The organism is Paraburkholderia kururiensis, from assembly GCF_034424375.1.
In the GTDB taxonomy this organism is placed as follows: Bacteria; Pseudomonadota; Gammaproteobacteria; order Burkholderiales; family Burkholderiaceae; genus Paraburkholderia; species Paraburkholderia kururiensis_A.
This window is the reverse complement of record NZ_CP139965.1, coordinates 2,929,631-2,952,688: the sequence shown is the minus strand read 5'-3', so window position 1 is coordinate 2,952,688 and position 23,058 is coordinate 2,929,631. Positions and strand designations below refer to the sequence as shown.

The 23,058-nt window shown below is 67.9% G+C and carries 20 protein-coding genes; 11 read left to right on the top strand and 9 right to left on the bottom strand.

From position 1 onward, the window contains the following. Positions 1-69 precede the first annotated feature (69 nt). The 6 genes from U0042_RS13105 (at position 70) to U0042_RS13080 (ending at position 6,666) form a co-directional block, all read left to right on the top strand. The gene (locus U0042_RS13105) at positions 70-1,215 is read left to right on the top strand and encodes a DnaJ C-terminal domain-containing protein (RefSeq protein ID WP_114811139.1); all 1,146 of its coding nucleotides are present in this window, start codon (positions 70-72) and stop codon (positions 1,213-1,215) included. 2 nt (positions 1,216-1,217) lie between these two features. Next, on the top strand, positions 1,218-1,790 hold the full coding sequence (locus tag U0042_RS13100; protein WP_114811138.1) for a hypothetical protein: 573 nt from the start codon (positions 1,218-1,220) through the stop codon (positions 1,788-1,790). A 36-nt stretch (positions 1,791-1,826) separates the two neighbouring features. After that, entirely contained in the window at positions 1,827-2,576 is a 750-nt protein-coding gene (locus tag U0042_RS13095) for a transporter substrate-binding domain-containing protein (protein WP_114811137.1), read from the top strand. 129 nt (positions 2,577-2,705) lie between these two features. Beyond that, positions 2,706-3,293, top strand: coding sequence for a (2Fe-2S)-binding protein (locus tag U0042_RS13090; RefSeq protein ID WP_114811136.1), 588 nt, complete (start codon positions 2,706-2,708; stop codon positions 3,291-3,293). Continuing rightward, on the top strand, positions 3,290-4,291 hold the full coding sequence (locus tag U0042_RS13085) for an FAD binding domain-containing protein (RefSeq protein ID WP_114811135.1): 1,002 nt from the start codon (positions 3,290-3,292) through the stop codon (positions 4,289-4,291). The genes U0042_RS13090 and U0042_RS13085 overlap by 4 nt, the downstream gene beginning before the upstream one ends. Continuing rightward, on the top strand, positions 4,288-6,666 hold the full coding sequence (locus tag U0042_RS13080) for a xanthine dehydrogenase family protein molybdopterin-binding subunit (protein WP_114811134.1): 2,379 nt from the start codon (positions 4,288-4,290) through the stop codon (positions 6,664-6,666). Before U0042_RS13085 ends, U0042_RS13080 begins: the two co-directional genes overlap by 4 nt. 111 nt (positions 6,667-6,777) lie before the next feature. Here U0042_RS13080 and U0042_RS13075 read toward each other — a convergent pair whose 3' ends face one another. Then, on the bottom strand, positions 6,778-7,485 hold the full coding sequence (locus U0042_RS13075; protein WP_114811133.1) for a succinate dehydrogenase/fumarate reductase iron-sulfur subunit: 708 nt from the start codon (positions 7,483-7,485) through the stop codon (positions 6,778-6,780). A 306-nt stretch (positions 7,486-7,791) separates the two neighbouring features. On the opposite strand from U0042_RS13075, the gene U0042_RS13070 reads away from it, so the two are divergent. Next, positions 7,792-8,094, top strand: a complete 303-nt coding sequence (locus U0042_RS13070) for a hypothetical protein (RefSeq protein WP_114811132.1) — start codon at positions 7,792-7,794, stop codon at positions 8,092-8,094. A gap of 135 nt (positions 8,095-8,229) precedes the next feature. On the opposite strand, the gene U0042_RS13065 is transcribed toward U0042_RS13070, so the two are convergent. The 3 genes from U0042_RS13065 to U0042_RS13055 all read right to left on the bottom strand — a co-directional run bounded on the left by U0042_RS13065 (position 8,230) and on the right by U0042_RS13055 (position 12,568). Continuing rightward, a complete protein-coding gene (locus tag U0042_RS13065) occupies positions 8,230-9,834 on the bottom strand; it encodes a c-type cytochrome (protein WP_232833384.1) in 1,605 nt (534 codons plus the stop codon). Positions 9,835-9,978: 144 nt separating this feature from the next. Next, positions 9,979-11,760, bottom strand: a complete 1,782-nt coding sequence (locus tag U0042_RS13060) for a GMC family oxidoreductase (RefSeq protein WP_232833383.1) — start codon at positions 11,758-11,760, stop codon at positions 9,979-9,981. 79 nt (positions 11,761-11,839) lie between these two features. Then, positions 11,840-12,568: a gluconate 2-dehydrogenase subunit 3 family protein gene (locus U0042_RS13055; RefSeq protein ID WP_114811130.1), complete on the bottom strand. Its 729-nt coding sequence runs from the start codon at positions 12,566-12,568 to the stop codon at positions 11,840-11,842. Between the two features lie 464 nt (positions 12,569-13,032). Here U0042_RS13055 and U0042_RS13050 point away from each other — a divergent pair, with 464 nt between their 5' ends. The 3 genes from U0042_RS13050 (at position 13,033) to U0042_RS13040 (ending at position 16,433) form a co-directional block, all read left to right on the top strand. Then, positions 13,033-14,481 carry a cytochrome ubiquinol oxidase subunit I gene (locus tag U0042_RS13050; protein ID WP_114811129.1) on the top strand — a complete coding sequence of 483 codons (1,449 nt, stop codon included), beginning with the start codon at positions 13,033-13,035 and terminating at the stop codon, positions 14,479-14,481. A gap of 47 nt (positions 14,482-14,528) precedes the next feature. Then, the gene (gene cydB / locus U0042_RS13045; RefSeq protein WP_114811128.1) at positions 14,529-15,542 is read left to right on the top strand and encodes a cytochrome d ubiquinol oxidase subunit II; all 1,014 of its coding nucleotides are present in this window, start codon (positions 14,529-14,531) and stop codon (positions 15,540-15,542) included. Positions 15,543-15,641: 99 nt separating this feature from the next. Then, entirely contained in the window at positions 15,642-16,433 is a 792-nt protein-coding gene (locus tag U0042_RS13040; RefSeq protein ID WP_114811127.1) for an SDR family NAD(P)-dependent oxidoreductase, read from the top strand. Between the two features lie 117 nt (positions 16,434-16,550). On the opposite strand, the gene U0042_RS13035 is transcribed toward U0042_RS13040, so the two are convergent. The 3 genes from U0042_RS13035 to fdhF all read right to left on the bottom strand — a co-directional run bounded on the left by U0042_RS13035 (position 16,551) and on the right by fdhF (position 20,877). Then, positions 16,551-17,204, bottom strand: a complete 654-nt coding sequence (locus U0042_RS13035; RefSeq protein ID WP_157977821.1) for a hypothetical protein — start codon at positions 17,202-17,204, stop codon at positions 16,551-16,553. Positions 17,205-17,416: 212 nt separating this feature from the next. Next, positions 17,417-17,902, bottom strand: coding sequence for a DUF1641 domain-containing protein (locus tag U0042_RS13030; protein ID WP_114811125.1), 486 nt, complete (start codon positions 17,900-17,902; stop codon positions 17,417-17,419). After that, a complete protein-coding gene (gene fdhF, locus U0042_RS13025) occupies positions 17,902-20,877 on the bottom strand; it encodes a formate dehydrogenase subunit alpha (protein WP_114811124.1) in 2,976 nt (991 codons plus the stop codon). Before fdhF ends, U0042_RS13030 begins: the two co-directional genes overlap by 1 nt. Positions 20,878-21,223: 346 nt before the next feature. On the opposite strand from fdhF, the gene U0042_RS13020 reads away from it, so the two are divergent. Next, on the top strand, positions 21,224-21,490 hold the full coding sequence (locus U0042_RS13020) for a hypothetical protein (protein ID WP_114811123.1): 267 nt from the start codon (positions 21,224-21,226) through the stop codon (positions 21,488-21,490). Positions 21,491-21,515: 25 nt separating this feature from the next. On the opposite strand, the gene U0042_RS13015 is transcribed toward U0042_RS13020, so the two are convergent. Continuing rightward, the gene (locus U0042_RS13015) at positions 21,516-21,923 is read right to left on the bottom strand and encodes a hypothetical protein (RefSeq protein ID WP_232833382.1); all 408 of its coding nucleotides are present in this window, start codon (positions 21,921-21,923) and stop codon (positions 21,516-21,518) included. Positions 21,924-22,031: 108 nt separating this feature from the next. Continuing rightward, positions 22,032-23,042 carry an SDR family oxidoreductase gene (locus tag U0042_RS13010; protein WP_114811199.1) on the bottom strand — a complete coding sequence of 337 codons (1,011 nt, stop codon included), beginning with the start codon at positions 23,040-23,042 and terminating at the stop codon, positions 22,032-22,034. Positions 23,043-23,058: the final 16 nt, after the last annotated feature.

The window sequence follows — 23,058 nt, the reverse complement described above, 5'->3', positions numbered from 1 at the left end:
GCCGGTACCGCCGGCGCGTCCCCGTCTTGATAGACTTGCGCTTCCAGAAAAATCAGACGGGGAAAACGCGTGAGCCTCGACGAATACTACAGGCGGCTCGAGCTGCCGGGCACGGCGTCGCAAGCGGACATCAAACGCGCATACCGGCGGCTGCGGGCGAAGTACCACCCGGACCGCAACAAGGGGCGGGAGTCGACGGTCGAGCCGGTGTTCAAGCGCGTGCAGGAAGCGTTCGAAATCCTGATGGGCAAGCGCGAGGCGCCGGTTTCGCCGGCGCCTGCCAAGGCGCCCGCCGCAAAAGCCGGCAAAGGCTGGAGCAAGGATCCGGGAAAAGACGCGGGCAGAGACCCCGGCAGACACCCAGGCCCAGGCAGCGCCAGGGAAGACCACAAAGACAGCGGCCGGGACGGTAGTAAAGACAGCAGCAAGGAAACTTCCGCGCACACCGCCGCGCGTGAATTCCGCAGCGGACCGCCCATGCGCGGTGCGAACTGCCTCGTCGAACTTTTCGTGCCGCTCGAAGCGGCGATTCACGGCGGGGCCGTCGAAGCGACCTATCCCGTGAACGCCGCGTGCCGCGAATGCGGTCAGTCGCGTCGTTCGCATGCATCGACTTTCGCCTGTGCCGCCTGCGATGGCCGTGGCCTGACGCCTCACGGCATGCGTTGCGCCGCGTGTGCGGGAACGGGGCGTCCGCTTGCTGGCCGGTTGTGTGCCGCATGCGCCGGCACGGGCGTGCGCAGCGAACGCAAATCGCAGGCCGTGCCGGTGCCCGCGGGCGCGTGGGACGGACAGCGGCTCGTCGTGGAAGGCGGTGGGCAGCCGGGCGTGAACGGCGGCGCGCCAGGCGATGCGATCTTTTCCGTGGCCATCGTCTGCGATTCCGCGTTCCGCCGTGACGGGCTGAATCTCGCCTGCGAGATCGAGGTCGATTTCGTCACCGCGACGCTGGGCGGCTCTTTCGAGACCCACGTGCTGGGCCACCCGCTGCAAGTCGCCATTGCGCCGAACGCGCAGCCGGGCAGCACGATCCGGTTGCGCGGGCAGGGCCTCGCGGACCGCCACGGCAAACGCGGCGACCTCACGCTGCAACTCGTGCTGGGCATGCCGGCCGCCGTTGAATGGCTCAGCGACGAGGAACGGCACCAACTGCGCAAGATATTCGACGCTGCCGGGCAGCGCGCGGCGCGCGTGACGGCGAAGGAGGGGACGTGAACATGAAGCGTGTGGGGTGGATGGCCGGGGCGGTACTCGTCTGCCTGCCCGTGGCGGCGTTCGCATTCATCAAGCCGCTGCGCGTGGCGGTGCCTGCGTGGGTCCCCGGTGTGCAATGCGTGAGCGCCAGTATTTGCACCGACAACGTCGCCGCGCTCGCGGACGCGCAGGGGCTTTATCGCGAGGGGTATGCGAGGGCAGGCGCGGCGGTCGGGCCATTCCGCGGCACGCCACGCATCGTGTTCTGCACGACGTCGAGCTGCGCCGATGCCTTCGGAATGGGCCGACGCGCCGCCATGGCGGTCGGCAACCTGGGGATGATCGTGGCGCCGCGCGGCTGGACACCGTTCTACGTCGCGCATGAACTGATCCACTATCGCCAGGCGGAGTCGCTCGGCAACCTCGCCGTGGCGACGCAGCCGCGATGGTTGATCGAAGGCATGGCGTATTCGTTGAGCGGCGACCCACGCCATCCGCTCGGCGAGCCGTTCGAGCAATGGCGGTCTAAATTCGAGGCCTGGCACGCAAGCATCGGTTCGCGGGATATGTGGCAGGCGGCGAGGGACGTGCGGTAGGCCAATCAGCAAAGGGGTCCAGTTGAAGGTGCCGAAATGAAGATCACGCTTGCGTACATCGAAGAGCCGCCGTTCGGCTGGACAGCGACCGACGGTTCGGCAACCGGCGCCGATATCGACCTTGCCACCGTCGTGTTGCGCACCCTGGGCGTGACGCAGATCACGCCGTGCCTCACCACGTTCGCGGAACTGCTGCCCGGCGTCGCGGCCGGTCGGTGGGATCTGAACGTCCCGCTTTTCGTCACGCCCGAACGCATGAGCCAGGTCGATTTCAGTCTGCCCGTCTGGGCTATCGGCGACGGGTTGCTCGTGCGTGTCGGCAATCCGATGTCGTTGACGGGCTACGGCGCCGTCGCCGCGCGCCGCGACGCGCGGCTTGCCGTCATCACGGGGCAGGTGCAGCACCAGGCGGCAAAAAGCGGCGGCGTCCACGACGACCAGATCGTGCTCTTCGACGCACAGGGCGAGGCCATCGAGGCGCTGCTCGCCGGCCACGTGGACGCCTATGCGAGCACGGCACTCGGCAACCGCGTGGTGGCACAGCGCGTCGGGTTGCAGCGAGTGGAGGCGGTCGCTGTAACCCCAAGCGCTCATGAGGCCGGCACGTCCGCCGGCTGCCCCATGCCGATGGGCGCGTTTTCGTTCAGGAAGGGCAACGCCGCATTGCGCGACGCCTTTAACCGCGCGCTGCGTGCGTACCTCGGTTCGGCGGAGCATCGCCGCCGCATGGCGGCCTTCGGTCTCACCGCCGCCGAAATCGACCCCATCGTCGATCACCGCACCTGACTACGCTCGGGCGCTACTACCTCGCGCCGCTACCGTCCCCACGCCCCTCAACTAAGCCTCTCCATCAAGCCCCCAGGCACGTCCCTTGCGCGTCGTCCTTTCCGAGCCATTCTCCGGAAGAGACCCGCCATGCCCCACGTGACCGAACCCGAACACGGCGCCGCGCTCGACGTCCCGCATCCGTCCAAAGATCGCAAGGCGCACACGCCGCCCGCCACCGTTCCCATCCAGCTCACGGTGAACGGCAAGCGGTACGAACTCGAAGTGGAGCCGTGGATCACGCTGCTCGACCTGCTGCGCGAACGGCTGCATCTCACGGGCACCAAGAAGGGCTGCGATCACGGGCAGTGCGGCGCCTGCACGGTGCTCGCCGACGGCGTGCGCATGAACGCGTGCCTCGCCCTCGCGGCGGTCTACGACGGCGCCGCGCTCACCACCATCGAAGGACTGGCCGAAGGCGACACGCTGCATCCGCTTCAGCGCGCGTTCATCGAGCACGACGCGTTCCAGTGCGGCTACTGCACGCCGGGGCAGATCTGTTCCGCCGCGGGCCTGCTTGCCGAAGGCCACGCCCATTCGCGCGACGACGTGCGCGAATTGATGAGCGGCAACCTGTGCCGCTGCGGTGCGTACGTGAACATCGTGAACGCCATCGAGGCCGTACGTGCGGGCTCGGCGCAAACGCCCCCTCAGGGCGGCGAGGAGGAATCCCGATGAATCGTTTCTCCTACGCCCGTGCCGCCGACGTCACGCACGCGCTCGACCTGCGCGGCGCCGGTCCCGCCCATCAGTTCATCGCGGGCGGCACCAATCTCGTGGATCTGTTGCGGGAACACGTGGCGCGACCCGCGCGCGTCATCGACATCACGCGGCTGCCGTTGCGCGAAATCGAAGCCACGCCCGCAGGCGGCCTGCGCGTCGGCGCGCTCGTGACGAACAGCGCGCTCGCCTACGACGCGCGCGTCGAGGCGCGCTACCCGCTGCTCTCCAAGGCCATTCTCGCGGGGGCGTCGGCGCAGATCCGCAACGTCGCGACCGTGGGCGGCAACCTGCTGCAACGCACGCGCTGCCTCTATTTCTACGACACCACCACGCGCTGCAACAAGCGCGCGCCGGGCACGGGCTGCGCCGCGCTCGACGGCGTGAACCGCATGCACGCCATTCTCGGCGCAAGCGAGCATTGCATCGCCACGCATCCTTCGGACATGTGCGTGGCGCTCGCCGCACTCGACGCCGAAGTCGTCGTGCAAGGGCCGGACGGCGCGCGCTCCGTTCCGTTCGCCGACTTCCACCGCTTGCCGGGCGACACGCCGCATCTCGACACGACGTTGCGCCACGACGAACTCGTGACCGCGATCGTGCTGCCCGAGCAGGGCTTCGCCGGGCATCACGCCTACGTGAAGGTGCGCGACCGGCAGTCGTTCGCGTTCGCGCTCGTCGCTGTCGCAGTGGGCGTCGAACTGGACCGCGACGGCCTGATTCGCGACGTGCGCTGTGCGCTGGGCGGCGTCGCGCACAAGCCCTGGCGTGATCGCGAGGCCGAGCGCGCGCTGGTGGGCCGGCGTCCCGCGCGTCCTGCGTTCGGCGAACTCGCGGCGGCCCTGGTGCGCGACGCGCAGGGCCGCCGCGGCAACGCGTTCAAGATCGAACTGGCCACGCGCGCCATCGTGCGCGCATTCGAACAGGCGCTTGCGCCGAAGGAGTACCGCGGATGAGCACCACGCCACTTTCTTCTTCCGGTCAGGCCAGCGCGCGTGTGGGCATCGGCACCGCGCTGCCGCGCGTCGACGGCGTGGCCAAGGTGACGGGCACGGCGCGCTATGCGGCGGACTACATGGCGGACGACGGCGCGCACCCCACCACGCGCAACGCCACGCACCCCACCGCGAACATCGCCGCCCACGACCTCGTCTACGGCTTCATCGTGAACAGCGCGATTGCGACGGGCCGCATCGTCTCCATCGACGCTTCCGCTGCGCTCGCCACGCCCGGCGTGCTGCTCGTGCTCACGCACGAAAACCGGCCCGACCTCGCGCCGCTCGACCGCGCCTGGAAAGACAAGGTCGCGCCCGGCGGCATGCCGTTCCGCCCGCTCTACGACGACCGCGTCTGGTACAGCGGGCAGCCCGTGGCGCTGGTGATCGCGACGTCGCTCGAACTCGCGCGCCATGCGGCCTCGCTGCTGCGCATTCGTTACGAGCCCACGCCGCATCAGACCGCGCTTGGCGAAGTGCTGCACACCGCGTATCCGCCCTCCACCGAAAAGGGCGGCTTCGATCCGCCTCCGCCGCCGCGCGGCAAGGCCTATGCCGCGCTCGCGAAGGCGCATGCGCGCGTGGACGCGTTCTACTCCACGCCCGTCGAATTCCATCAGCCTATGGAGATGCACGGCTGCACCGTGGTGCCCGCAAGCGACGGCACGTACACCGTCTACGAGAAAACGCAGGGCGTGATGAACACGCAGCAGTACCTCACGCGCGTGTTCGGTTTTGCGCCGGGGCAGGTGCGCGTCGTATCGCAATTCGTGGGCGGCGCGTTCGGCTCGGGGCTGCGGCCGCAATACCATCTGCCGCTCGCGATGATGGCCGCGCGCGAACTGAAGCGCCCCGTGCGCGTCACGCTCACGCGCCAGCAGATGTTCACGTTCGGCCACCGTCCCGCCACCGTGCAGCACGTCGCGCTCGGCGCGCGCCGCGACGGCCGGCTCGCGGCGATCATTCACGAAGCCGTGTCCGAGACCTCGCAGTTCGAGGACTACGCCGACGTTACGGTGAACTGGGCGGGCCAGATCTACGACGCGCCCAACGTGCAGCTCGGTCACAAGGTGGCGAAGCTCGACGTCTACACGCCCTGCGACATGCGCGCGCCCGGCGCCGCGCAAGGCGTCTTCCCGCTGGAATGCGCAATGGACGAACTGGCCGTGACGCTCGGCATGGACCCGCTCGAGTTGCGCATCCTCAACTACGCGCAGCGCGACGCCAACAAGGACCTGCCGTTTTCGAGCAACGCGCTGCTCGAATGCTATGCGCAGGGCGCGGAGCGTTTCGGCTGGGGCGCGCGCAGTGCCGAACCGCGTTCGATGCGCGAGGGCCGCGAACTCGTCGGCTGGGGCATGGCGACGGGCGCCTGGGACGCGATGCAGACCGAGGCCAGCGCGCGCGCCGTGCTGGATGCGAGCGGGCGTCTGCGCGTCTCGTCGGCCACGGCCGACATCGGCACCGGCACCTACACGGCGATGACGCAGATCGCGGCCGACGTGCTCGACATTCCGCTCGACGACATCACCTTCGTGCTGGGCGATTCATCGCTGCCGATGGCGCCGCTGGAAGGCGGCTCGTGGACGGTGTCGTCGGTGGGCAGCGCCGTGCATGCCGCTTGTGTGCAGCTGCGCTCGCGGCTCGCGGAAATCCTGCAGACGCACGGCGGTGTGGCGTTCGCGAATCTCGATACGGAAACGCTCGCCGCGACGATGAAGATTCGCGACGGCCGCGTGCGGCTGCAACGAATGGAAGAAGACAGCGAACACAACAGCGACGAAGACACCGCAGCGAGCATCGCACTCGCCGACCTGCTGCACAGCGCGCGTCTGCGCGAACTCGACGAGCAGGTGACGGTCTCGCCCGACGCGCGCCAGAAGCAGTTTTCGATGGGCACGTTCTCCGCCGTCTTCGCCGAGGTGCGCGTGGACGAAGCGTTGGGCGAGATACGCGTGAGCCGCGTGGTGAGCGCCGTGGGCGCGGGTCGCATCGTCAACCCGAAGACGGCGGCGAACCAGGTGGCGGGCGGCGTGGTGTGGGGCATCGGCATGGCGCTGCACGAGCACGCGCAGTTCGATCACAGCCTCGGCCGCGTGATGAACCACAACCTCGCGGAGTACCACATGCCGGTGAACCGCGACGTCGGTGAGATCGACGTGCTGTTCGTGGACGAGCACGACGACGTGGTGAATCCGCTGGGCGCGAAGGGCGTGGGCGAGATCGGCGTGGTGGGCGTGGCGGCGGCCATTGCGAACGCCGTCTATCACGCCACGGGCCGGCGCGTGCGCGATCTGCCCATCACGCCGGATAAGGTGCTCGAGTCGCCGCGTTGAAGCCCTCGACGCGACGGTGCATGAACGCGATGAGCCCGCCGCCCCCGCGCGCGGCGGCTCGCGCTTGAAATGATACCGTCGTGGTTACATTTCGTGCGGCACGCGCGCCGCTCACACCGTGCGCCGCGCGAGCATCGAACGAATATGACCGATGGCCGACGCCGGGTTGAGTCCCTTCGGGCACACGTCCACGCAATTCATGATGGTGCGGCAGCGGAACAGCCGATACGGGTCTTCGAGATTGTCGAGCCGTTCGGCCGTGGCTTCGTCGCGTGAGTCCACGATGAAGCGGTAAGCCTGTAGCAGTCCGGCGGGCCCGACGAACTTGTCCGGGTTCCACCAGAACGTCGGGCACGCCGTGGAGCAGCACGCGCACAGAATGCACTCGTAGAGGCCGTCGAGCTGATCGCGCTCCTCGGGCGACTGCAGACGCTCGCGTTCGGGCGGCGGATGGTCGTTCACGAGGTAGGGGCGTATCGAGTGGTACTGGTTGAAGAACTGCGTCATGTCCACGATGAGGTCGCGAATCACGGGCAGGCCCGGCAGCGGACGCAGCGTGATGTGCGCAGGCATCTGGCCCATGTTCGTGAGGCAGGCAAGACCGTTCTTGCCGTTGATGTTCATCGCGTCCGAACCGCAGATGCCTTCGCGGCACGAGCGGCGATACGCGAACGTTTCGTCCATCGACTTGATACGGCCCAGCACGTCGAGCAGCATGCGGTCCGTGGGCTGCAACGCCACCTCGTAGCGCTGCATGTGCGGCTGGCTATCGCGGTCGGGGTCGTAGCGGAAGATGTCGATGGTGCGGGTGTCGGGCATGGGTGTTCCTGGTGGGCGTGGGGCGTGTCGTTCGCGGCATCGCGGCGCGGCAATGTGTCGAGACGAAGCGGTGGGGCGACGCGATGAAGCGAAGCCATGAAGAGAGGCCATGAAGCAAAGCCACGAAGCAAAGCGGTGAAGCGCGAGCGGCGGCGCTCGGCGACGTAACAGGCACAAGCGCAAGCTTCGTGCCGCACGTCACGCGAATGGCGCATGTGCAACGCGCCCTGCGCGGAAGGTGGGCGGAATGACGCTTGCTGCCCCCAGTGCAGCACAGCAACCGTTGCCCCTCACGAGGAGAACCCGATGACTTCACCGAAGCAACCCGCCGACCTTCCGCGCGCCGCTCACAAGACATCCCCCGAGCCCCATACCACCGACCAGCCTCCGCGACCCGACACAGAGCCGAAGACGCCGGTGCGCGACGCGCTCTCTCCGCCGGGGCACGCGCCGGGCGGCGGCGAGATCGATCGCGTTCCCGACGAAGCCGCCGACAAGGTCGCGCCACGCGATCCGCGCGAGACGCAGGCGCGCGACCCCGGCTCGAAGCCATGGCCCGACGAACTCGACCGACCCGACGCGGCGGGCGACCGGCCGCGTCCGCTGTAACGCGAACAACACCCATCGAGGCAAATCGAAGGCACATCGAAGCGCGGGCCGCCTTGCATCACCCGCGTTTCGCACTTCTCTCGCGCTCCTCTCGCGCTTCATCACTCCCACCTCCCACCGAAGCACCCCAGCCCCTCACTCGCCCGCGCCCACGCCGCTCGAATACGAGCCCGATCCTTGCCCCGGGTCCGCGCGGCGCAGCTCGCGCTGCATCGGCGCCGGAAAGCCCGTGGGCTCCACAGGCTCCGCGTTCTTGCGCATGCGCGCCACCTGTTCGGCAGTCGCCGGCCCGCCGCGATTGCCCCAGCTCGTCTGGATGAACGAAACCACCTCGGCCACCTGCGCGTCGTCGAGCAGCGAGGCATACGGCGCCATCGTCAGGGCGGAAGGCGCCGCGCGCGTGCCCGGCTGCGCGCCACCCGACAGCACGATATGAATCGCGGACGTGGGGTTGGACGTCTGCAGGATCGGATTGCCCGCCAGCGCCGGGAACGCCTTGCCGTAGCCCTTGCCGTTCGAGCTGTGGCACGCGGCGCAGCGGTCCAGGTAGAGGCGCGCGCCGGGGCTCGCGGCCTGCCCCTCGTAGAGCGCCTTCGCGAGGTGCGCGTCGTAGGCGAAGGCGGGCGCCTTGCCGTCGTACGGCCCGAGCGACTTCAGATAGGCCGCGATGGCGTGCAGGTCCGCGTCGTTCATGTACTGCATCGAATCCACGATCACGTCGTTCATCGCGCCGAACGCGGCCGTGCGCGCTGTCTTGCCGGTCTTGAGGAACTGCACGAGTTCGTCGGCGGACCAGTTCGCGAGCCCGCCGCCGTGCTCGTTGCGCAGCGAGGGGGCGATCCATCCGTCGATGGCGCCGCCGCCCGAGAGGTACACGGGCCCGTCCTGGTTGGTGAGCGCCTTTTCCTGCAACGTGAAGCTGCGCGGCGTGTGGCAGCTGCCGCAATGCCCGAGCCCCGTGACCAGATAGGCGCCGCGCGCCGTTTCCGCGGACATGCCCGCGGGCGGCACGAACGGCTGCGGCTTCGGCGCGAAGAGCGCGCGCCAGAGCTTGAGCGGCCAGCGCATGGAAAGCGGCCAGGCAATGCCGTTCTGCCGGTTCGGCTGCGAGACGGGCGGCACGGCCGTCATGAAGTAGGCGTAGAGCGCGTGGAGGTCGTCGTCGGTGAGGCGCGCGTAGGACGGGTAGGGCATCGCGGGATACACCACGTAGCCCGCCTTCACCTCGCCGTGCCGCATGAGGCGCGCGAAGTCGTCGAAGCTCCAGGTGCCGATGCCGGTGCGCCGGTCCGGCGTGATGTTGGTCGAGTAGATGGTGCCGAGCGGCGAGCCGATGGGCAGGCCGCCCGCGAACGGCGCGCCGTTCTTCGCGGTGTGGCAGGCCACGCAGTCCCCGGCACGCGCCAGGTAGGCGCCGCGCGCCACGAGCGGCGAGGGCGCCTCGCCGTGGCTCGCGGCCGCGGCGAGATTCGCGTCGGGCGCGCGCGGCCCGCCCGCTTCGGCGGACGACGCGCTGCGCCCTTCGAGCGCCTCGCCCGTCGCCGCGGACGCGGGCGGCTGTTGGGCGCGCGTGGCGCGATCCACGGCGGATTGGCCCGGCCCGCTCGACGAAGCCGACCCCGGCGCCACCTGCGCCTCGCCCGTGGGCGGCAGCGAAGCGGAATCGGCGCGTACTGCCGACGGCATCACGGCGAGCCCCACGGGCAGAAGACACGACATCACCAGCGGCGCGGCCACCATGTGGCGCACGCTGCGCAACCAGCCGCGAACGCCACCCGCGCGATGGGCAAGAGCCGGAACGTATGCAGCCCGACCTGCCGTGGCCGCTGTGTTTCCGCAAGACGAAGACCTCATGCTGTTGACCTCCTCGTGCTCGGACCGTGCTCAGACGAGCGCACGCGGGTTGGCGAGGTACTGTTCGCGAATCGCCTTCGCGCACCAGTACGCCAGCGCGCACGCCGTGCCCGTGGGGTTGTAGCCGAGGCCGACCGGAAACACGCCGGAGCCCACCGCGAAGACGTTGGGCACGTCCCAGCTTTGCAGATAGCGGTTCAGCACGCTCGTCTCGCGGTCCATGCCCATGGCCACGCCGCCGGCCCAGTGCGTGGTCTGGTAGGGCCGCAGATCGAACCGGTCGCCGAAGTTCTTCACGCTCACGTTGATGGACTTCGGATTCATGGCGCGCGCCACGTCGAGCATCCTGTCCGTGATGTAGCGGCTCATGCGGATGTCGTTGTCTTTCCAGTCGAACGTGAAGCGCAACAGCGGCAGGCCGAAGTGGTCGCGATAGGTCGGATCGAGATCGACGTAGACGTCGCGATAGACCATGTTCGTGCCGTGCACGTCGAACGAAGCGAAGTTCAGGTAGTTCGCCTTCACCGCGTGCTTCCATTCGAGCCCCCAGCGCGGCGTGCCGTGCGGCGTGGGAATGCCCGAGATGGGCTTCGCGCCCGCCGGGTTGCACCACACGGGCGCGCCGCCCACGAAGTGCGCGGGGCCGTGGTCGAAGTGGTCGCCGTTGTAGTCGTCCACGGCCACGCCGTTGCCGCCCGCGCCGATGAACATGTTGGTGTTCTTGCCCGCGTCGAAGAACATCTGCACCGTCGACATGGTCTGGTACGCGATGTTGCGTCCCACCACGCCCTTGCCGGCCACGGGGTCGTAGGGCGTGCCGATGCCCGAGAGCAGAAAGAGCCGCGCGTTGTTGTAGGCGAACGTGCTTGCAATGACGATGTTCGCGGGCTGGCGCACGGTGTTGCCGTTCTCGTCCACGTAGATGACGCCGGTGGCGCGGCGCTTCGTGTCGTCCAGATCGATGCGTGTGACGAAGCAGCGCGAGCGCAGTTCGAAGCGCGGCTCCTGGCGCAGCGCGGGCAGGATGTTCACGTTGGGCGACGCCTTCGAGTAGTTGTAGCAGGCGTAGCCCGAGCAGTAGCCGCAGAACGTGCACGGTCCCATCTGGCAGCCGTACGGATTCGTATAGGGCATCGACGTGTTGGCCGACGGCTCCGAAAACGGATGCAGCCCCACCTGCGCCGCGGCGAGCTTGAACAGATGCGCCGTGTAGTGGTCGGCCTGCGGCGGCAGCGGATAGTCGGACGCGCGGTCCGCTTCGAACGGATTGCCGTCGCCCACGATCTGGCCGCGCACGCGATACGCGCGGCCCGAGGTGCCCATCATCTTTTCGACGAAGTCGTAGTGCGGCTCGAGTTCTTCGTAGGTGACGCCCCAGTCCTGAATCGTCATGTCGTCGGGAATGAAGCGCTTGCCGTAGCGTTCCTCGTAATGGCTGCGAATGCGCAGTTCCTCGGGCAGCGCGCGCCACTGTTGCCCGGACCAGTGCAGGCCCGCGCCGCCCACACCCTCGCCGGGCTTGAACGCGCCGATCTGGCGATAGGGCAGCGCCGTGTCGCCCACGCGGTGGCGAAACGTGAACGACGACTTCGACATGTTCTGAAAGAGCTTCCAGCGTTGCAGATACGTGAGCTCGTCGATGGTCTTCGGATAGGCGCCGTCGGGGTAGGTGTCGCGATAGTTGCCGCGCTCCAGCGCGACCACCGTGAGCCCCGCCGCCGTGAGTTCTTTCGCCATGATTGCGCCGGTCCAGCCGAAGCCCACGATCGCCACGTCGACGGGCTTCATTGTTTTATCTGCCTTGTCTGCCATGGGTACTCCTGTGATGAAACGGTGCAGGCGGGTTGCCTCGCGGGCGCGGGGCACGTACGGTCCTGACGCACGCCGTGCGCTAGCCGCGCGAGATGGGCGGCAGCGGGTAATGGGCGCCGTACTGGCGCACCCAGTCCATGTAGTCCGCGCGGGCGCCGGGAAAGCCGATCATCTGCCACGCGCGCATGCCGCGATTGCCGCCGTGCACGGGGTCGCAGAAGTAGCCTTCGTAGGTGTTGGCGAGCAGTTGCCCGAAGAAGGTGGCTGCGGGCACCTCGCCCATCTCGAGCTTGCCGTCTTCCAGTTGATGGAGAACGGCGTCCTTGTCGTTGGCGGCGAGGTCGCTGAAGTGCTTGCCGTGGTCGCGGCGCATGGCGTCGTCGAGGCCGCGCAGCGCATGGCGATAGAGTTCGCGCGGCACGAGCGAAAGCTGGTAGCCGAACTGCGGCGCAGCGTCGGCATGGAAGGGGCCGTTCATGTACCAGAGTTCGCCGTGCCCGTAGGGCAGGTCCATCTGGCGGTCGATGAACTCCGGCACGCCCGCTTCGAGGGCGCCGGGGCCGGCGTCGTCGGCGGGAATGAGGCGGTCCACGAGCGCGTTGAGCGTGGGCCACTCGTCGGCGTTGAAGTACTGCGGACGGTAGCCGGCTTCGCCCGCCCCCGACGCCGTGCGCGCCGGGTCGAGCAGCGCGGCGCCGCCTGCTGCGGCGGCGACGGCCGTGGCAGGCGCGGCGAGCGTGGCGATGCGGACGAACCGGCGACGGCCGGGCTGGATGCCTTGGGAGTTGTCTCCCCGGTTGTGTCCCATCGCGGGCTCCCGGTGTGATCAGCGCTGGGGAGCCCGACGCAACTCATGTGCCGCTCGCCAATGGACGGCACAGCGAAGTGCATGGCGAAGAGCGTGGCGAAGTACGCAACAGCGCGACGTCGCGAGGCGGAAGAGGGCGCATACAGAGGGCATACAGAGCGCATAGAGCAAACGCGACGAACCCTGTGCCGGGACATATGCGTCGCGACTCGCACGCCGACGATATGCAGACGTCAGGCGCCAGGGCCACAACACTTATTGCAAGGTGCCCCGACACTTTTACATCGGCACGGCGGCACTTCGCGCCACCCGTCGAGCGACGCTCTCGCGCATACGACCGGCCCGCTTACGGGCCGCCTGCACTCGCGCAGGCACCGCGCTTGCGGCGCGAGCCCAACGCCGGTTCACCTCGCTGCTTTGCCTCGCCGCCTCACATTCTTCCCACCTCGAAATCTGGAACGCCCATGCACGTCACGGCCCTTCTGCTTTCGCGCTTCCAGTTCGCGTGGGTCATCGCGCTGCACATTCTGCTGCCGGCCTTCACCGTGGGCCTGTCGTGCTACATCGCGACGCTCGAGGTGCTCTGGTGGGCCACGGGCCGCGACGTCTACCGGCGGCTCTCGGCGTTCTGGCTGCGCATCTTCGCGGTCTCGTTCGGCATGGGCGTGGTCTCGGGCATCGTCATGCCGTTCCAGTTCGGCACCAACTGGAGCCGCTTCGTCTCCGCCACCGCGAACACCATCGGCTCGCTCATGGCCTACGAAGTGCTTGTCGCGTTCTTTCTGGAGTCCGCGTTTCTGGGCGTGCTGCTGTTCGGCCGCAAGCTCGTGCCGCGCTGGGCGCATGTGATGTCCGCCATCTTCGTTGCGCTCGGCACGCTGCTGTCGTCGTTCTGGATTCTCGCCGCGAACAGCTGGATGCAGACGCCCTCGGGCTACACGATCATCGATGGCCGCTTCTACCCGCGCAGCATGCTCGACATCATCTTCAATCCGTCGTTTCCGTTCCGGCTCGCGCATACCGTCACGGCGTTTCTGGTGACCACCGCGTTCGTGGTGCTGGGCGTCGGCGCGCACTATCTGCTCAAGGGCCGTGCTCAGGAAGAGAGCCGCGTCATGGTGAAGATGGCGCTCTTCTTTCTCGCCATCATGGTGCCCGTGCAGGTGGTGCTGGGCGACGCGCACGGCCTCAACACGCTCAAGTACCAGCCCGCCAAGCTCGCGGCCATGGAAGGCCTGTGGGACACGGGCCGCGGCGTGCGCGCCACGCTCTTCGCGATTCCCGACGACGACGAGGAAACCAACCACTTCGAAGTGGCCATTCCGAAGCTGGGCAGCCTCTACCTCACGCACAGCTTCAACGGCCTCGTGCACGGCCTCAAGGATTGGCCGCGCGAAGACCGGCCCGTGGTGCCCATCGTGTTCTTCGCGTTCCATCTCATGGTGCTGATCGCCGTGATCATGCTCGCCGTCGTGGTGCGCGGACTCATGCTCTGGCGCGGCAGGCGTCTCTACACGCGGCGCGGCTGGCTGGCCGCATGCCGCCTCGCCATGCCCGCGGGCTTCATCGCCGTGCTCGCCGGCTGGACCACGACCGAAGCGGGCCGCCAGCCGTGGACCGTCTACGGACTCATGCGCACGGCCGATTCCGTTTCGCCTTCGCTCACCACGTCGAACGTGGCGCTGTCGCTGGCGGCCTATGTGATCGGCTACATCGTGATCTTCGGCTCGGGCTTCATTCTGCTGCGCCGGCTCGTGCATATCGGACCGAGCGAGGTGCCCGCGGACGGCGCGCACGAAGAAGCCGCCGGCCCAGGCCCCGGTCGTCGCGCGGCGCGACCGCTCTCGGCGGTATCGGACGCGCCCGCCGTGCCGCCGCTGCCCGTGGACGCCAATACACGGCGCGACGGTTAGCGCGCCCGCCACGACGAAAGCGCTGAAGCCAAACGGAGAGCCTCACCATGCAGCAACTCGATCTCGTCCCGCTGTGGGCCGGCATTCTCGCACTGGGCGTGCTGATGTACGTGCTGCTCGACGGCTTCGATCTGGGCGTGGGCATGCTGCTGCTTTTGCGCCGCGACGAAGCGCACCGCGACCTCATGGTGGGGTCCGTCGCGCCCGTGTGGGACTTCAACGAGACGTGGCTCGTGCTGGGCGGCACGGCGCTGCTCGCGGCGTTTCCGGTGGCCTTCGCCATCGTCGTGCCCGCGGTCTACTTTCCCGTGGCCGCGATGTTGCTGGGGCTGCTGTTTCGCGGCGTCGCCTTCGAGTTCCGCGACATTCCGGGCTCGCACAAGCACGCGTGGAACGGCGCGTTCGCGTATGGATCGCTCGTGGCCACCTTCGCGCAAGGCGTGGTGGCCGGCATGTTCGTGCACGGCTTTCCCGCCGTGAACGGCCAGTACGCGGGCACGAGCTGGGACTGGATCGCGCCGTTTCCGCTCATGACGGGCGTGGGTCTCATTGCGGGCTACGTGCTGCTGGGCGCGACGTGGCTCGTGCTGAAGACCGAAGGCGCGTTGCAGGACTGGGCGCGGCGCATGGCGAGCCGCGCGGTAGTGGGCGTGTTCGCGTTCATCGTCGTGGTGAGCGTGTGGACGCCGCTTACCGATCCGCGTATCGCCGCGCGCTGGTTCTCATGGCCGAACCTGTTGTTCTTTTCGCCTGTGCCGGCGCTCACGGTCGTGCTCGCCGTGCTGCTCGTCTGGGCCTTGCGCGCGCGCCGCGACGTGTTGCCGTTCCTCTGTTCCATCGGGCTTTTCTTTCTCTCGTTCACGGGGCTCGTCATCAGCCTGTGGCCTTACGTGGTGCCGCCTTCCGTTACCTGGCACGACGCCGCGGCCGCGCCCATGTCGCACGAATTCCTGCTGATCGGCACGGCGTTCCTGCTGCCCGTGCTGATGCTCTACGTGTGCTGGTCGTACTGGGTGTTTCGCGGCAAGGTGCGCAGCGATACGGGATACGGACACATGTGAGCGACGCGGCCGTTCGGCGATTCGCGCTCGCCAGGCTCGCGGCTTGCTCGCTCCCCGCCTGCGGTAACCGCATCGTTCACGACAGGCAAGGAGCAGGTAATGAAGCTGCAGGGAAAACGCGTTCTCGTCACCGGAGCGGACTCCGGCATCGGGCAGGCCATCGCCGCCCTGTTCGCGCATGAGGGCGCCGACGTCGCTATCGTCTATCACACCGACCGCGCGGGCGCCGAGGCCACGCAGCGGCTCGTGCAGCAGGCGGGCCGCCGCGCGCTCGTGATGCAGGGCGACGTGGGTAACCCGGCGTCGGTCACGCGTTTTTTCGAGCAGGCGTGCGCGACCTTCGGCGGCCTCGACGTGCTCGTCAACAACGCGGGCGTGGGTGCGAGCCAGGCGAACGTGGCCGACCTCGACGACGCCGAAGTCGAGGCCGTGCTCAAGACCGACCTGCTGGGGCCGCTCTACTGCTGCCGCGCGTTCGTGCGGCATCGGCGCGAGAGCGCGGGCGGCGCAGGCGGCTCAGGTGGCGGCGGACGCATCGTCAACGTGTCGTCGGTGGCGCAGCATTTGCCGACGCCGGGCAGCGTGCCCTACGGCATGGCGAAGGCGGGCGTCGGCTCGCTCACGCGCAGCCTCTCGCGCGAAGTCGCGCCCGACCGCATCAACGTCAACAACATCGCGCCGGGCCTGATCGAAACGCCCATGACGGCCGCCCGTCTGCAAGACCCGCAGCAGCGCGATCAGTCGTTCTCCGTGATTCCGTGGCATCGCGCGGGGCAGCCCGAGGAAATCGCACGCGTGGCGCTCTTTCTCGCCAGCGACGACGGCGACTACGTGACGGGTCAGACCTGGACCATCGACGGCGGTCTCACCATGCAATGGGGCGGGGCCTGAGGACCGTGGGGGCGCGGGTACGTCCTGGCGCGTGTCCTGCCGCACGCGCCCGTGTCCGCGTCCGCGTCGCCACACGCCTTGCCGCGCCGTGCCCCGCAGGCCGGCCCCCCGCGTCCGCTACTCGCGCGCCCGCTCGATCATCGCCGCGCGCGTGTTGCGCTCGATGGCGAGGACAGTCAGCAGCAGTGTGAGCGTGGCCGCAACGCCGAGCAGCGTGCCGAACGCCTCGCGATACGTTTCCAGCTTTTCGGCGGCCTGCTTGCGGGCGTCGGCCATGGCTGCGATCCGTTCGATCGTGAGTCGCGCGTACTCGCTCATCGCCGCCGCCACATAGTGTTGCCGGTTGTCCCATTCCCACGCTGCCGCGTGCTGGTTCGCCGCCGCGACCACCGCAGCGAGGCCGTCGACGAAAGTGCGTCGGCCTTGCACCGGAATGTCGCCCAGCCAGCCGTTCAGAATGGACTGGCTGCTCGTGTCGCTCGTCAGCACGGTGTTCAACGGCTTCGGAATGGGAATGCCCATCGCGTTGGGGACATCGATGCCCGAGTCCTGCGCGTTGAAGAAGTCGTCATTGGCCGATTGCGTGCCCGGTACGGCCGCCAGCACCGTCGCGACGGACACGGGCGCCGCATTGCCCGAGGGGAACGCGGCCTTGCCCGCGACGAGGCTGATGCCGAGCGCCGCGATGGCCGCAAGCGCGCCGCCCAGCAGAATCTGGCACAGCACCCTGGCGATGCTGAAGAACACCCGTCGTTCGGCTTTTGCAGTCATTTTTCTGAGTCCCGTTTGCGGATACCGCGGGTGCGGCCCGGCTGTCTTTGCAGTGAGCGTGCTGGTCTTTCATTCGTATTACGTCGCGCGCGCGACAACGTGCTGCAACGCGCCTCGACGATCGCAGAGACGCCATTTCGTACCGCACAGTTCCCGTGGACTGCGAGGAGAGGCGTAGGGACAAACCCGGCGGGGCTGCGCCGCGGCCGCGTTCAGGCGTTGCTCGGCTTGCCCGTAAAGGCCGAGATGGGCTTCTCGACGTCCTGGTCCAGCCCTTGCGCAAAGGCCTTCAACCCTTCGATGAGCGGCAGCAGCGCTTCCCACAGCGCGTCGTCGTGCAGCATGCGATAGGCGCCCGTTACGCCAGGCGCCGCGTGACTGTCCGCTTCTTCGGGGCGCCAGCTGCCCGCGCGGTCCAGTGCGCCTTGCAGCGCGAACGCGATCTTGTAGAAGCGCGCGGGCGGAATGCGCGAAAGCGCCATCAAGAGAATCGAAAGGTTTTGCAGCGCGTTGAGCGTGCCTTCTTTCTGCAACCCGCCTACGAGCACTTCGGCGAGCGGCGTCTTCGCGCACACCACGTCGTTGGCGAAGCGCAGCACGCCGTGCTCGTGCAGGCTCTGCAACAGACGCGCGAGTTCTTCATGGGCGTCGGGGCCGATCTTCGGCGGCGTGACTTCATGGTGAATGCGTTCGGCCATCAGAAGCGCTCCGGGTGCGGTGCGCGCGCCGGCGGTTCCACGTAGTCGCTGCGCGACCATTTGCGCGTGGCGTCCACACCGTCGTTCGGCGTGCGCGTGGCGTTGCGATAGTTTTCGGGCGGCAGCGGCGTGCGGCCTTTTTCCTTCGGCAGCAGTTCGAGCTTCACGGCCACTTCCTTGTAAGCGGGCGTGTTCACGTCGGGGTCGTGATGCTCCCCCGTCATGCCGTTCATGCCCGGCTTGCCCTGGTGGATCGGCACGAAGAGCGTGTGGCCGGTCACGCGGTCGGTGACGAGCGCCTGCAACTCCGCCGACCCGCGTCGCGAAGTCAGCTTCACCCACGCGCCGCTTTCGATGCCGCGTTCGGCCGCCAGCTCGCGGCTCACTTCGACGAACCACTGCGGCGCTTCCGCAATGACGCGCTCGCCGCGTCCGGTCTGGTTGTTCGACTGGAACTGTTCGAGCATGCGGCCGTTGTCGGCGATCAGGTCGTATTCGGCATCGGGCGCTTCCGCGGGCGGCTGCCATTTGAGCGGGTACAGCGTGGCCTTGCCGTCGCTCGTGTGAAAGCGCTCGGTGTAGAGCAGCGGCGTGTCGCTGCCGTCCTCGTTCATGGGCCACAGCAGCGAGCCGAAACCCTCCAGCCGCGCGTAGCTCACGCCCTTGAACAGCTTCGCGATGCCGGCCACTTCGTCCATGATCTGTGACGGGTGCGTGTAGCCCCAGTCGTGGCCCATGCGCGCGGCGAGGTCGGTCAGGATGCGCCAGTCGGGGCGACTGTTGCCCAAGGGCGGCATGACTTCGTAGAAGCGCTGGATGCGCCGCTCCGTGTTCACGAAGGTGCCGTCTTTCTCGACGCTCGGGCAGCCCGGCAGCACCACGTCCGCGAATTCGGCGGTGCGCGAGAGGAAGATGTCCTGCACGACGAGGAATTCGAGGTCCGTGAAGGCCTTGTGCACGTTGCTCGAATCGGCATCGGAAAACGCCGTCTCTTCGCCGATCACGTACATGGCCTTGAGCTTATGCTGCGCGGCCTCTTCGACCATCATGAAGTTGTCTTCGCCCACCTTGTCCGACAGCTGCTCCGGTGCCACGCCCCAGGCCTTCGCCCAGCGTTCGCGTACCTGCGGGTCGGTCACTTTCTCGTAGCCGGGGTAGACGTTCTTGAGGCAGCCGAAGTCGCTCGCGCCCTGCACGTTGTTGTGGCCGCGCATGGGGTAGCCGCCCGTGCCGGGCCGGCCGTAGTTGCCCGTGACGAGCAGCAGGTTCGAGAGCGCCGTGCTCGTATCGGCGCCGTGCGAATGCTGCGTGATGCCCATGGCCCAGAGCAGGCACACGCTGCGCGCGCGGCCGATCATCTCGGCGGCCTGCACGAGTTCTTCGCGCGGCAAGCCCGTGACCTCGGCAGCGAATTCGAGCGTGAATGGTTCGAGCGACGCGCGGTATTCGTCCACGCGATTCACGCGCGCCTTCAGGAAGTCGAGGTCGGCGAGGCCGTGGTCGAACATGTAGCGCGAGAGCGCCGAGGCCCATACGAGGTCCGTGCCGGCTTTGGGCCGCAGATGCAGGTCCGCACGCTCCGCCATCTCGTTGCGCCGCGTGTCCACCACGATCAGCTTCTGCCCATGATGCTTCTTCGCAGCCTTGATGCGCGACGCGATGACCGGATGATTCTCCGCCGTGTTGCTGCCCACGATCACGACCAGTTCGGCAGACTCGATGTCCTTGATGGTGCCCGCGTCGCCGCCGTAGCCCACCGTGCGAAAGAGCCCCATGGTGGCGGGGTTCTGGCAGTAGCGCGACGAGTTGTCCACGCTGTTCGTGCCGATGATGAGCCGCGCGATTTTCTGCGTGAGATACGCCTCTTCGTTGCTCGCCTTGCTCGATCCGATGAAGCCGATGGCGTCGGGCCCATGTTCCGCGCGAATCTGCAGCAGCCGCTGCGCGACCACGCCGAGCGCTTCGTCCCAGCTTGCCTCGCGAAAGCGGCCGTTCTCGCGCACGAGCGGCGTGGTGAGCCGCTGCGGATCGTTGATGAAGTCCCATGCGAAGCGGCCCTTGATGCAGGTCGAAATGCCGTTCGCGGGCGCCTCGGCCACGGGCTGCACCTTGAGCAGTTGCCGGTCGCGCGTCCACATCTCGAACGAACAGCCCACGCCGCAATAGGTGCAGACCGTTTTCGTGCGCTTGATTTCGGGCTGGCGCCAATGCACGTCCATGCTCGACAGCGCGGTGACGGGCGGCGCGCCGATGGTGTTTTCGAGCGTCTTCACGATGTCGATGAGCGGGCGCTTGATCGACTGCGGCATCGACGTGAACGGACCGGCATCGGGCTGCATCGTGCGTTCGAGCAGCGCATTGCACGGGCATACCGTCACGCAGTGGCCGCAGCTCACGCAACTCGATTCGCCGATGGCTTTGCCGCCGTCCCACAGCACGCGCGGGTGCTCCATCGAAAAGTCGATGCTCAACGTTTCGTTCACCTCGACGTTCTGGCACGCCTCCACGCAGCGCCCGCACAGAATGCACTGGTCGGGGTCGTAGGTGTAGAACGGGTTCGTCTGGTCCTTGTCGTAGGGCTTGCGCTGGAACGCGTAACGCTGGATGGGCGGGTTCAGGTCCGCCACCGTGTTGTGCAGCGTGCAGTCGCCCGTGTTGTGCTCGCACACGGAGCAGTAGAGTTCGTGCTTCGCGAGCAGGCGGTCCAGCCCTTCGTGCTGGGCCTCGCGTGCCGTTGCGCCCGCCGAGGTGACGACGAGGCCTTCCGCGCTGCGCAGCGTGCAGCCGCGCACGAGCTTGCCGTTCACCTCGACCCAGCACACGTCGCAGGTCTGGATGGCGCCGAGCGACGGGTGATAGCAGACGTGCGGCAGCGTAATGCCCTGCGCGGCGAGGAAATCGATGAGCGGCGTGTTGCGCGGTCCGCTGACGGGCCGGCCGTCGAACAGCAGCGTGCAGAGGGTGTCGTCTTCCATTGTGGGCGTGCCGAAGGAGGGTTCGAAAGACCCTCAGCACGTGGCATTCCTGCGGGTCTCGTCAGCTGTGTTGCGGCGTATCCGTTGCAGCCCGTTGCCGCCCGTTGTTGCAGCAGGCGCCGAAAACGCTGCTGCACTGCCGCGACGCCGCGACGCAAACGCACGCGCGCCCCGTCTATGGGGTTTCACCGCATAGGCCGTTTCGCGCGGCGTGAGTACCGTGGCGCGAGGCACGAGGAATGCGAGGTTGACGGCGCACGTACCTCGCCTACACTCTTCAGACGTTTCCGGCTTCGGCATTGCCGGCCCTTGCAGGACCCTTCGGATGCTCGATGGAGGTCACGCCATGAACGCGCAACGTTTGATCGTCAGTGCCGACCGCGGCAAGCTCAGCGTGATCGCCGTATGGAAAACGCTGCAACGCTATGAGGTGCAGGTGAGCGGCTGCAAGGCCATCGTGGACGCGCAGCGCGGCGCGGAAAGCCTCATCATCGACCTCGCCGACGCCACGCCCGAACGCCTGAGCAACGTGGTGGCCGCGCTGAACCGGCAGCCCGCGCCGCTCAAGGTGCTGGTAAGCGTGGCATCGGACGCGGCGCAACGCGCGAGATGAGGCGCCGCATTCCCACACGGTCGGCTCAAAACAGCTGGCGCGGCCTGCCGTCGGCCATCTCGCGCGGCATCGTCTCGGGCAGCGTGAAGACGACGTGCGGCAGGTCGTCCAGCAGACCGTCGAAGCGCGCATCGGCTTCGCTCGTAAAAAGCGCATCGAGATAATCGAAGCTCAAGAGCGGTACGAGCGCGCGCAACGCCGCTTCCTCGTCGGGATGCGGGCCGGTTTCGATGCCGTCCACGTCGAGGCGCACGGTGTATGCCGCGCTGGCCGCGCGATCCAGCGCGCCGATGTCGATCAGTTTTCCCGCCGCGTTTTGCGCGAGCACCCGGCCGTCGTGGGCGAACACCCGGAACGGGCGGTCGAATTGCGGCAGGGAGCGTCGAGCTTCGTTTCTGATGTGCCCTCGTGCTTCACGTGATTCGTTAGCCATCCTGATTCCTCCTCATTTCAGCGTGGGACCGGTATGAGGCCGATCCCATGAGCCGATACCGCAAGGAGAGTGCCACGTCAGGCCGTTGCCCCGGGCTCGCGAATCTGCCTAGACGTCGCCGCGATGCCTGCGCCACGCGAACAGCGCCGCGAGCGCGAGCGTGGCCGCGGCGAACGTGGTGCGCCGGTGCGTATCGAGCCAGAGCGACGCGCTGCCGGCACGCGCTTCGTCGCCGAACGAACCGCGCAGGCGATGCTTGTCGGGCACCGGTTCCCAGAGGTCCGCGGCGCGCCCGGGGTCCGCGGGCGTCTTGCGCTGCTGGCCGCGCCACGCATGGTGCGCGAGATAGCGGTCGAGCCACGCGGGCGCAAGGCGGTTCGCGAAAATCGCCTTCACGGACGAGAAGCCCACGTCGAGTTCGCGCCGCTTGTGGGTGGCGGCCCAGAAGATGGCGCGCGCGGCCACTTCCGGTTCGTAGACCGGCGCAACGGGCCGCGGCTCGCCCGGCAGGCGGCAGAGCGCCCAGTCGAATTGCGGCGTGTTGAGCGCGGGCATCTGCACCATCGTCACGTGCACACGGCTTTTCTCGTGCAGCAGCTCGCAGCGCAGCGCGTCGGTGAAGCCGCGTATCGCGAATTTCGCGCCGCAATACGCGGATTGCAGCGGAATGGCGCGATACGCGAGCGCCGAGCCCACCTGCACGATGGTGCCGCGATTGCGCCGCCGCATGTGCCTGAGCGCGGCCATCGTGCCCCACACGTAGCCGTGGTAGGTCACGTCGGTGACGCGCGCGAACTCCGCGGGTTCGATCTCCGTGACGGGCGCGAACACCGTGACCATCGCGTTGTTCACCCACACGTCGATAGGCCCCAGCTCGCGTTCCACGCGCTCTGCCGCCGCGTGCACGGCGTTTGCGTCGCTCATGTCGAGCGCGATGGGCAACGCGTGTGCGCCCAGCAGGCGGATGCCTTCCGCGACGGTTTCGAGCGCCTCGGCATCGCGTGCGATGAGCGCCACGTTCGCGCCGCGCTGCGCGAAATGCAGCGCAGCGGCGCGCCCCACGCCCGCGCTCGCGCCCGTGACCACCACGATTTTCGGTGTGCATGAAAGGAACGGCATGGCCTTGTCTCCGTTG

Coding starts and splice junctions, on each gene's coding strand:
- U0042_RS13035 (WP_157977821.1), bottom strand. CDS start 17,204: ATGACTGCAAAAGCCGAACGACGGGTGTTCTTCAGCATCGCCAGGGTG.
- U0042_RS13075 (WP_114811133.1), bottom strand. CDS start 7,485: ATGCCCGACACCCGCACCATCGACATCTTCCGCTACGACCCCGACCGC.
- U0042_RS13070 (WP_114811132.1), top strand. CDS start 7,792: ATGACTTCACCGAAGCAACCCGCCGACCTTCCGCGCGCCGCTCACAAG.
- U0042_RS13050 (WP_114811129.1), top strand. CDS start 13,033: ATGCACGTCACGGCCCTTCTGCTTTCGCGCTTCCAGTTCGCGTGGGTC.
- U0042_RS13010 (WP_114811199.1), bottom strand. CDS start 23,042: ATGCCGTTCCTTTCATGCACACCGAAAATCGTGGTGGTCACGGGCGCG.
- cydB (WP_114811128.1), top strand. CDS start 14,529: ATGCAGCAACTCGATCTCGTCCCGCTGTGGGCCGGCATTCTCGCACTG.
- U0042_RS13030 (WP_114811125.1), bottom strand. CDS start 17,902: ATGGCCGAACGCATTCACCATGAAGTCACGCCGCCGAAGATCGGCCCC.
- U0042_RS13015 (WP_232833382.1), bottom strand. CDS start 21,923: ATGGCTAACGAATCACGTGAAGCACGAGGGCACATCAGAAACGAAGCT.
- U0042_RS13020 (WP_114811123.1), top strand. CDS start 21,224: ATGAACGCGCAACGTTTGATCGTCAGTGCCGACCGCGGCAAGCTCAGC.
- U0042_RS13080 (WP_114811134.1), top strand. CDS start 4,288: ATGAGCACCACGCCACTTTCTTCTTCCGGTCAGGCCAGCGCGCGTGTG.
- U0042_RS13085 (WP_114811135.1), top strand. CDS start 3,290: ATGAATCGTTTCTCCTACGCCCGTGCCGCCGACGTCACGCACGCGCTC.
- U0042_RS13090 (WP_114811136.1), top strand. CDS start 2,706: ATGCCCCACGTGACCGAACCCGAACACGGCGCCGCGCTCGACGTCCCG.
- U0042_RS13095 (WP_114811137.1), top strand. CDS start 1,827: ATGAAGATCACGCTTGCGTACATCGAAGAGCCGCCGTTCGGCTGGACA.
- U0042_RS13065 (WP_232833384.1), bottom strand. CDS start 9,834: ATGGTGGCCGCGCCGCTGGTGATGTCGTGTCTTCTGCCCGTGGGGCTC.
- U0042_RS13040 (WP_114811127.1), top strand. CDS start 15,642: ATGAAGCTGCAGGGAAAACGCGTTCTCGTCACCGGAGCGGACTCCGGC.
- U0042_RS13055 (WP_114811130.1), bottom strand. CDS start 12,568: ATGGGACACAACCGGGGAGACAACTCCCAAGGCATCCAGCCCGGCCGT.
- fdhF (WP_114811124.1), bottom strand. CDS start 20,877: ATGGAAGACGACACCCTCTGCACGCTGCTGTTCGACGGCCGGCCCGTC.
- U0042_RS13100 (WP_114811138.1), top strand. CDS start 1,218: ATGAAGCGTGTGGGGTGGATGGCCGGGGCGGTACTCGTCTGCCTGCCC.
- U0042_RS13060 (WP_232833383.1), bottom strand. CDS start 11,760: ATGGCAGACAAGGCAGATAAAACAATGAAGCCCGTCGACGTGGCGATC.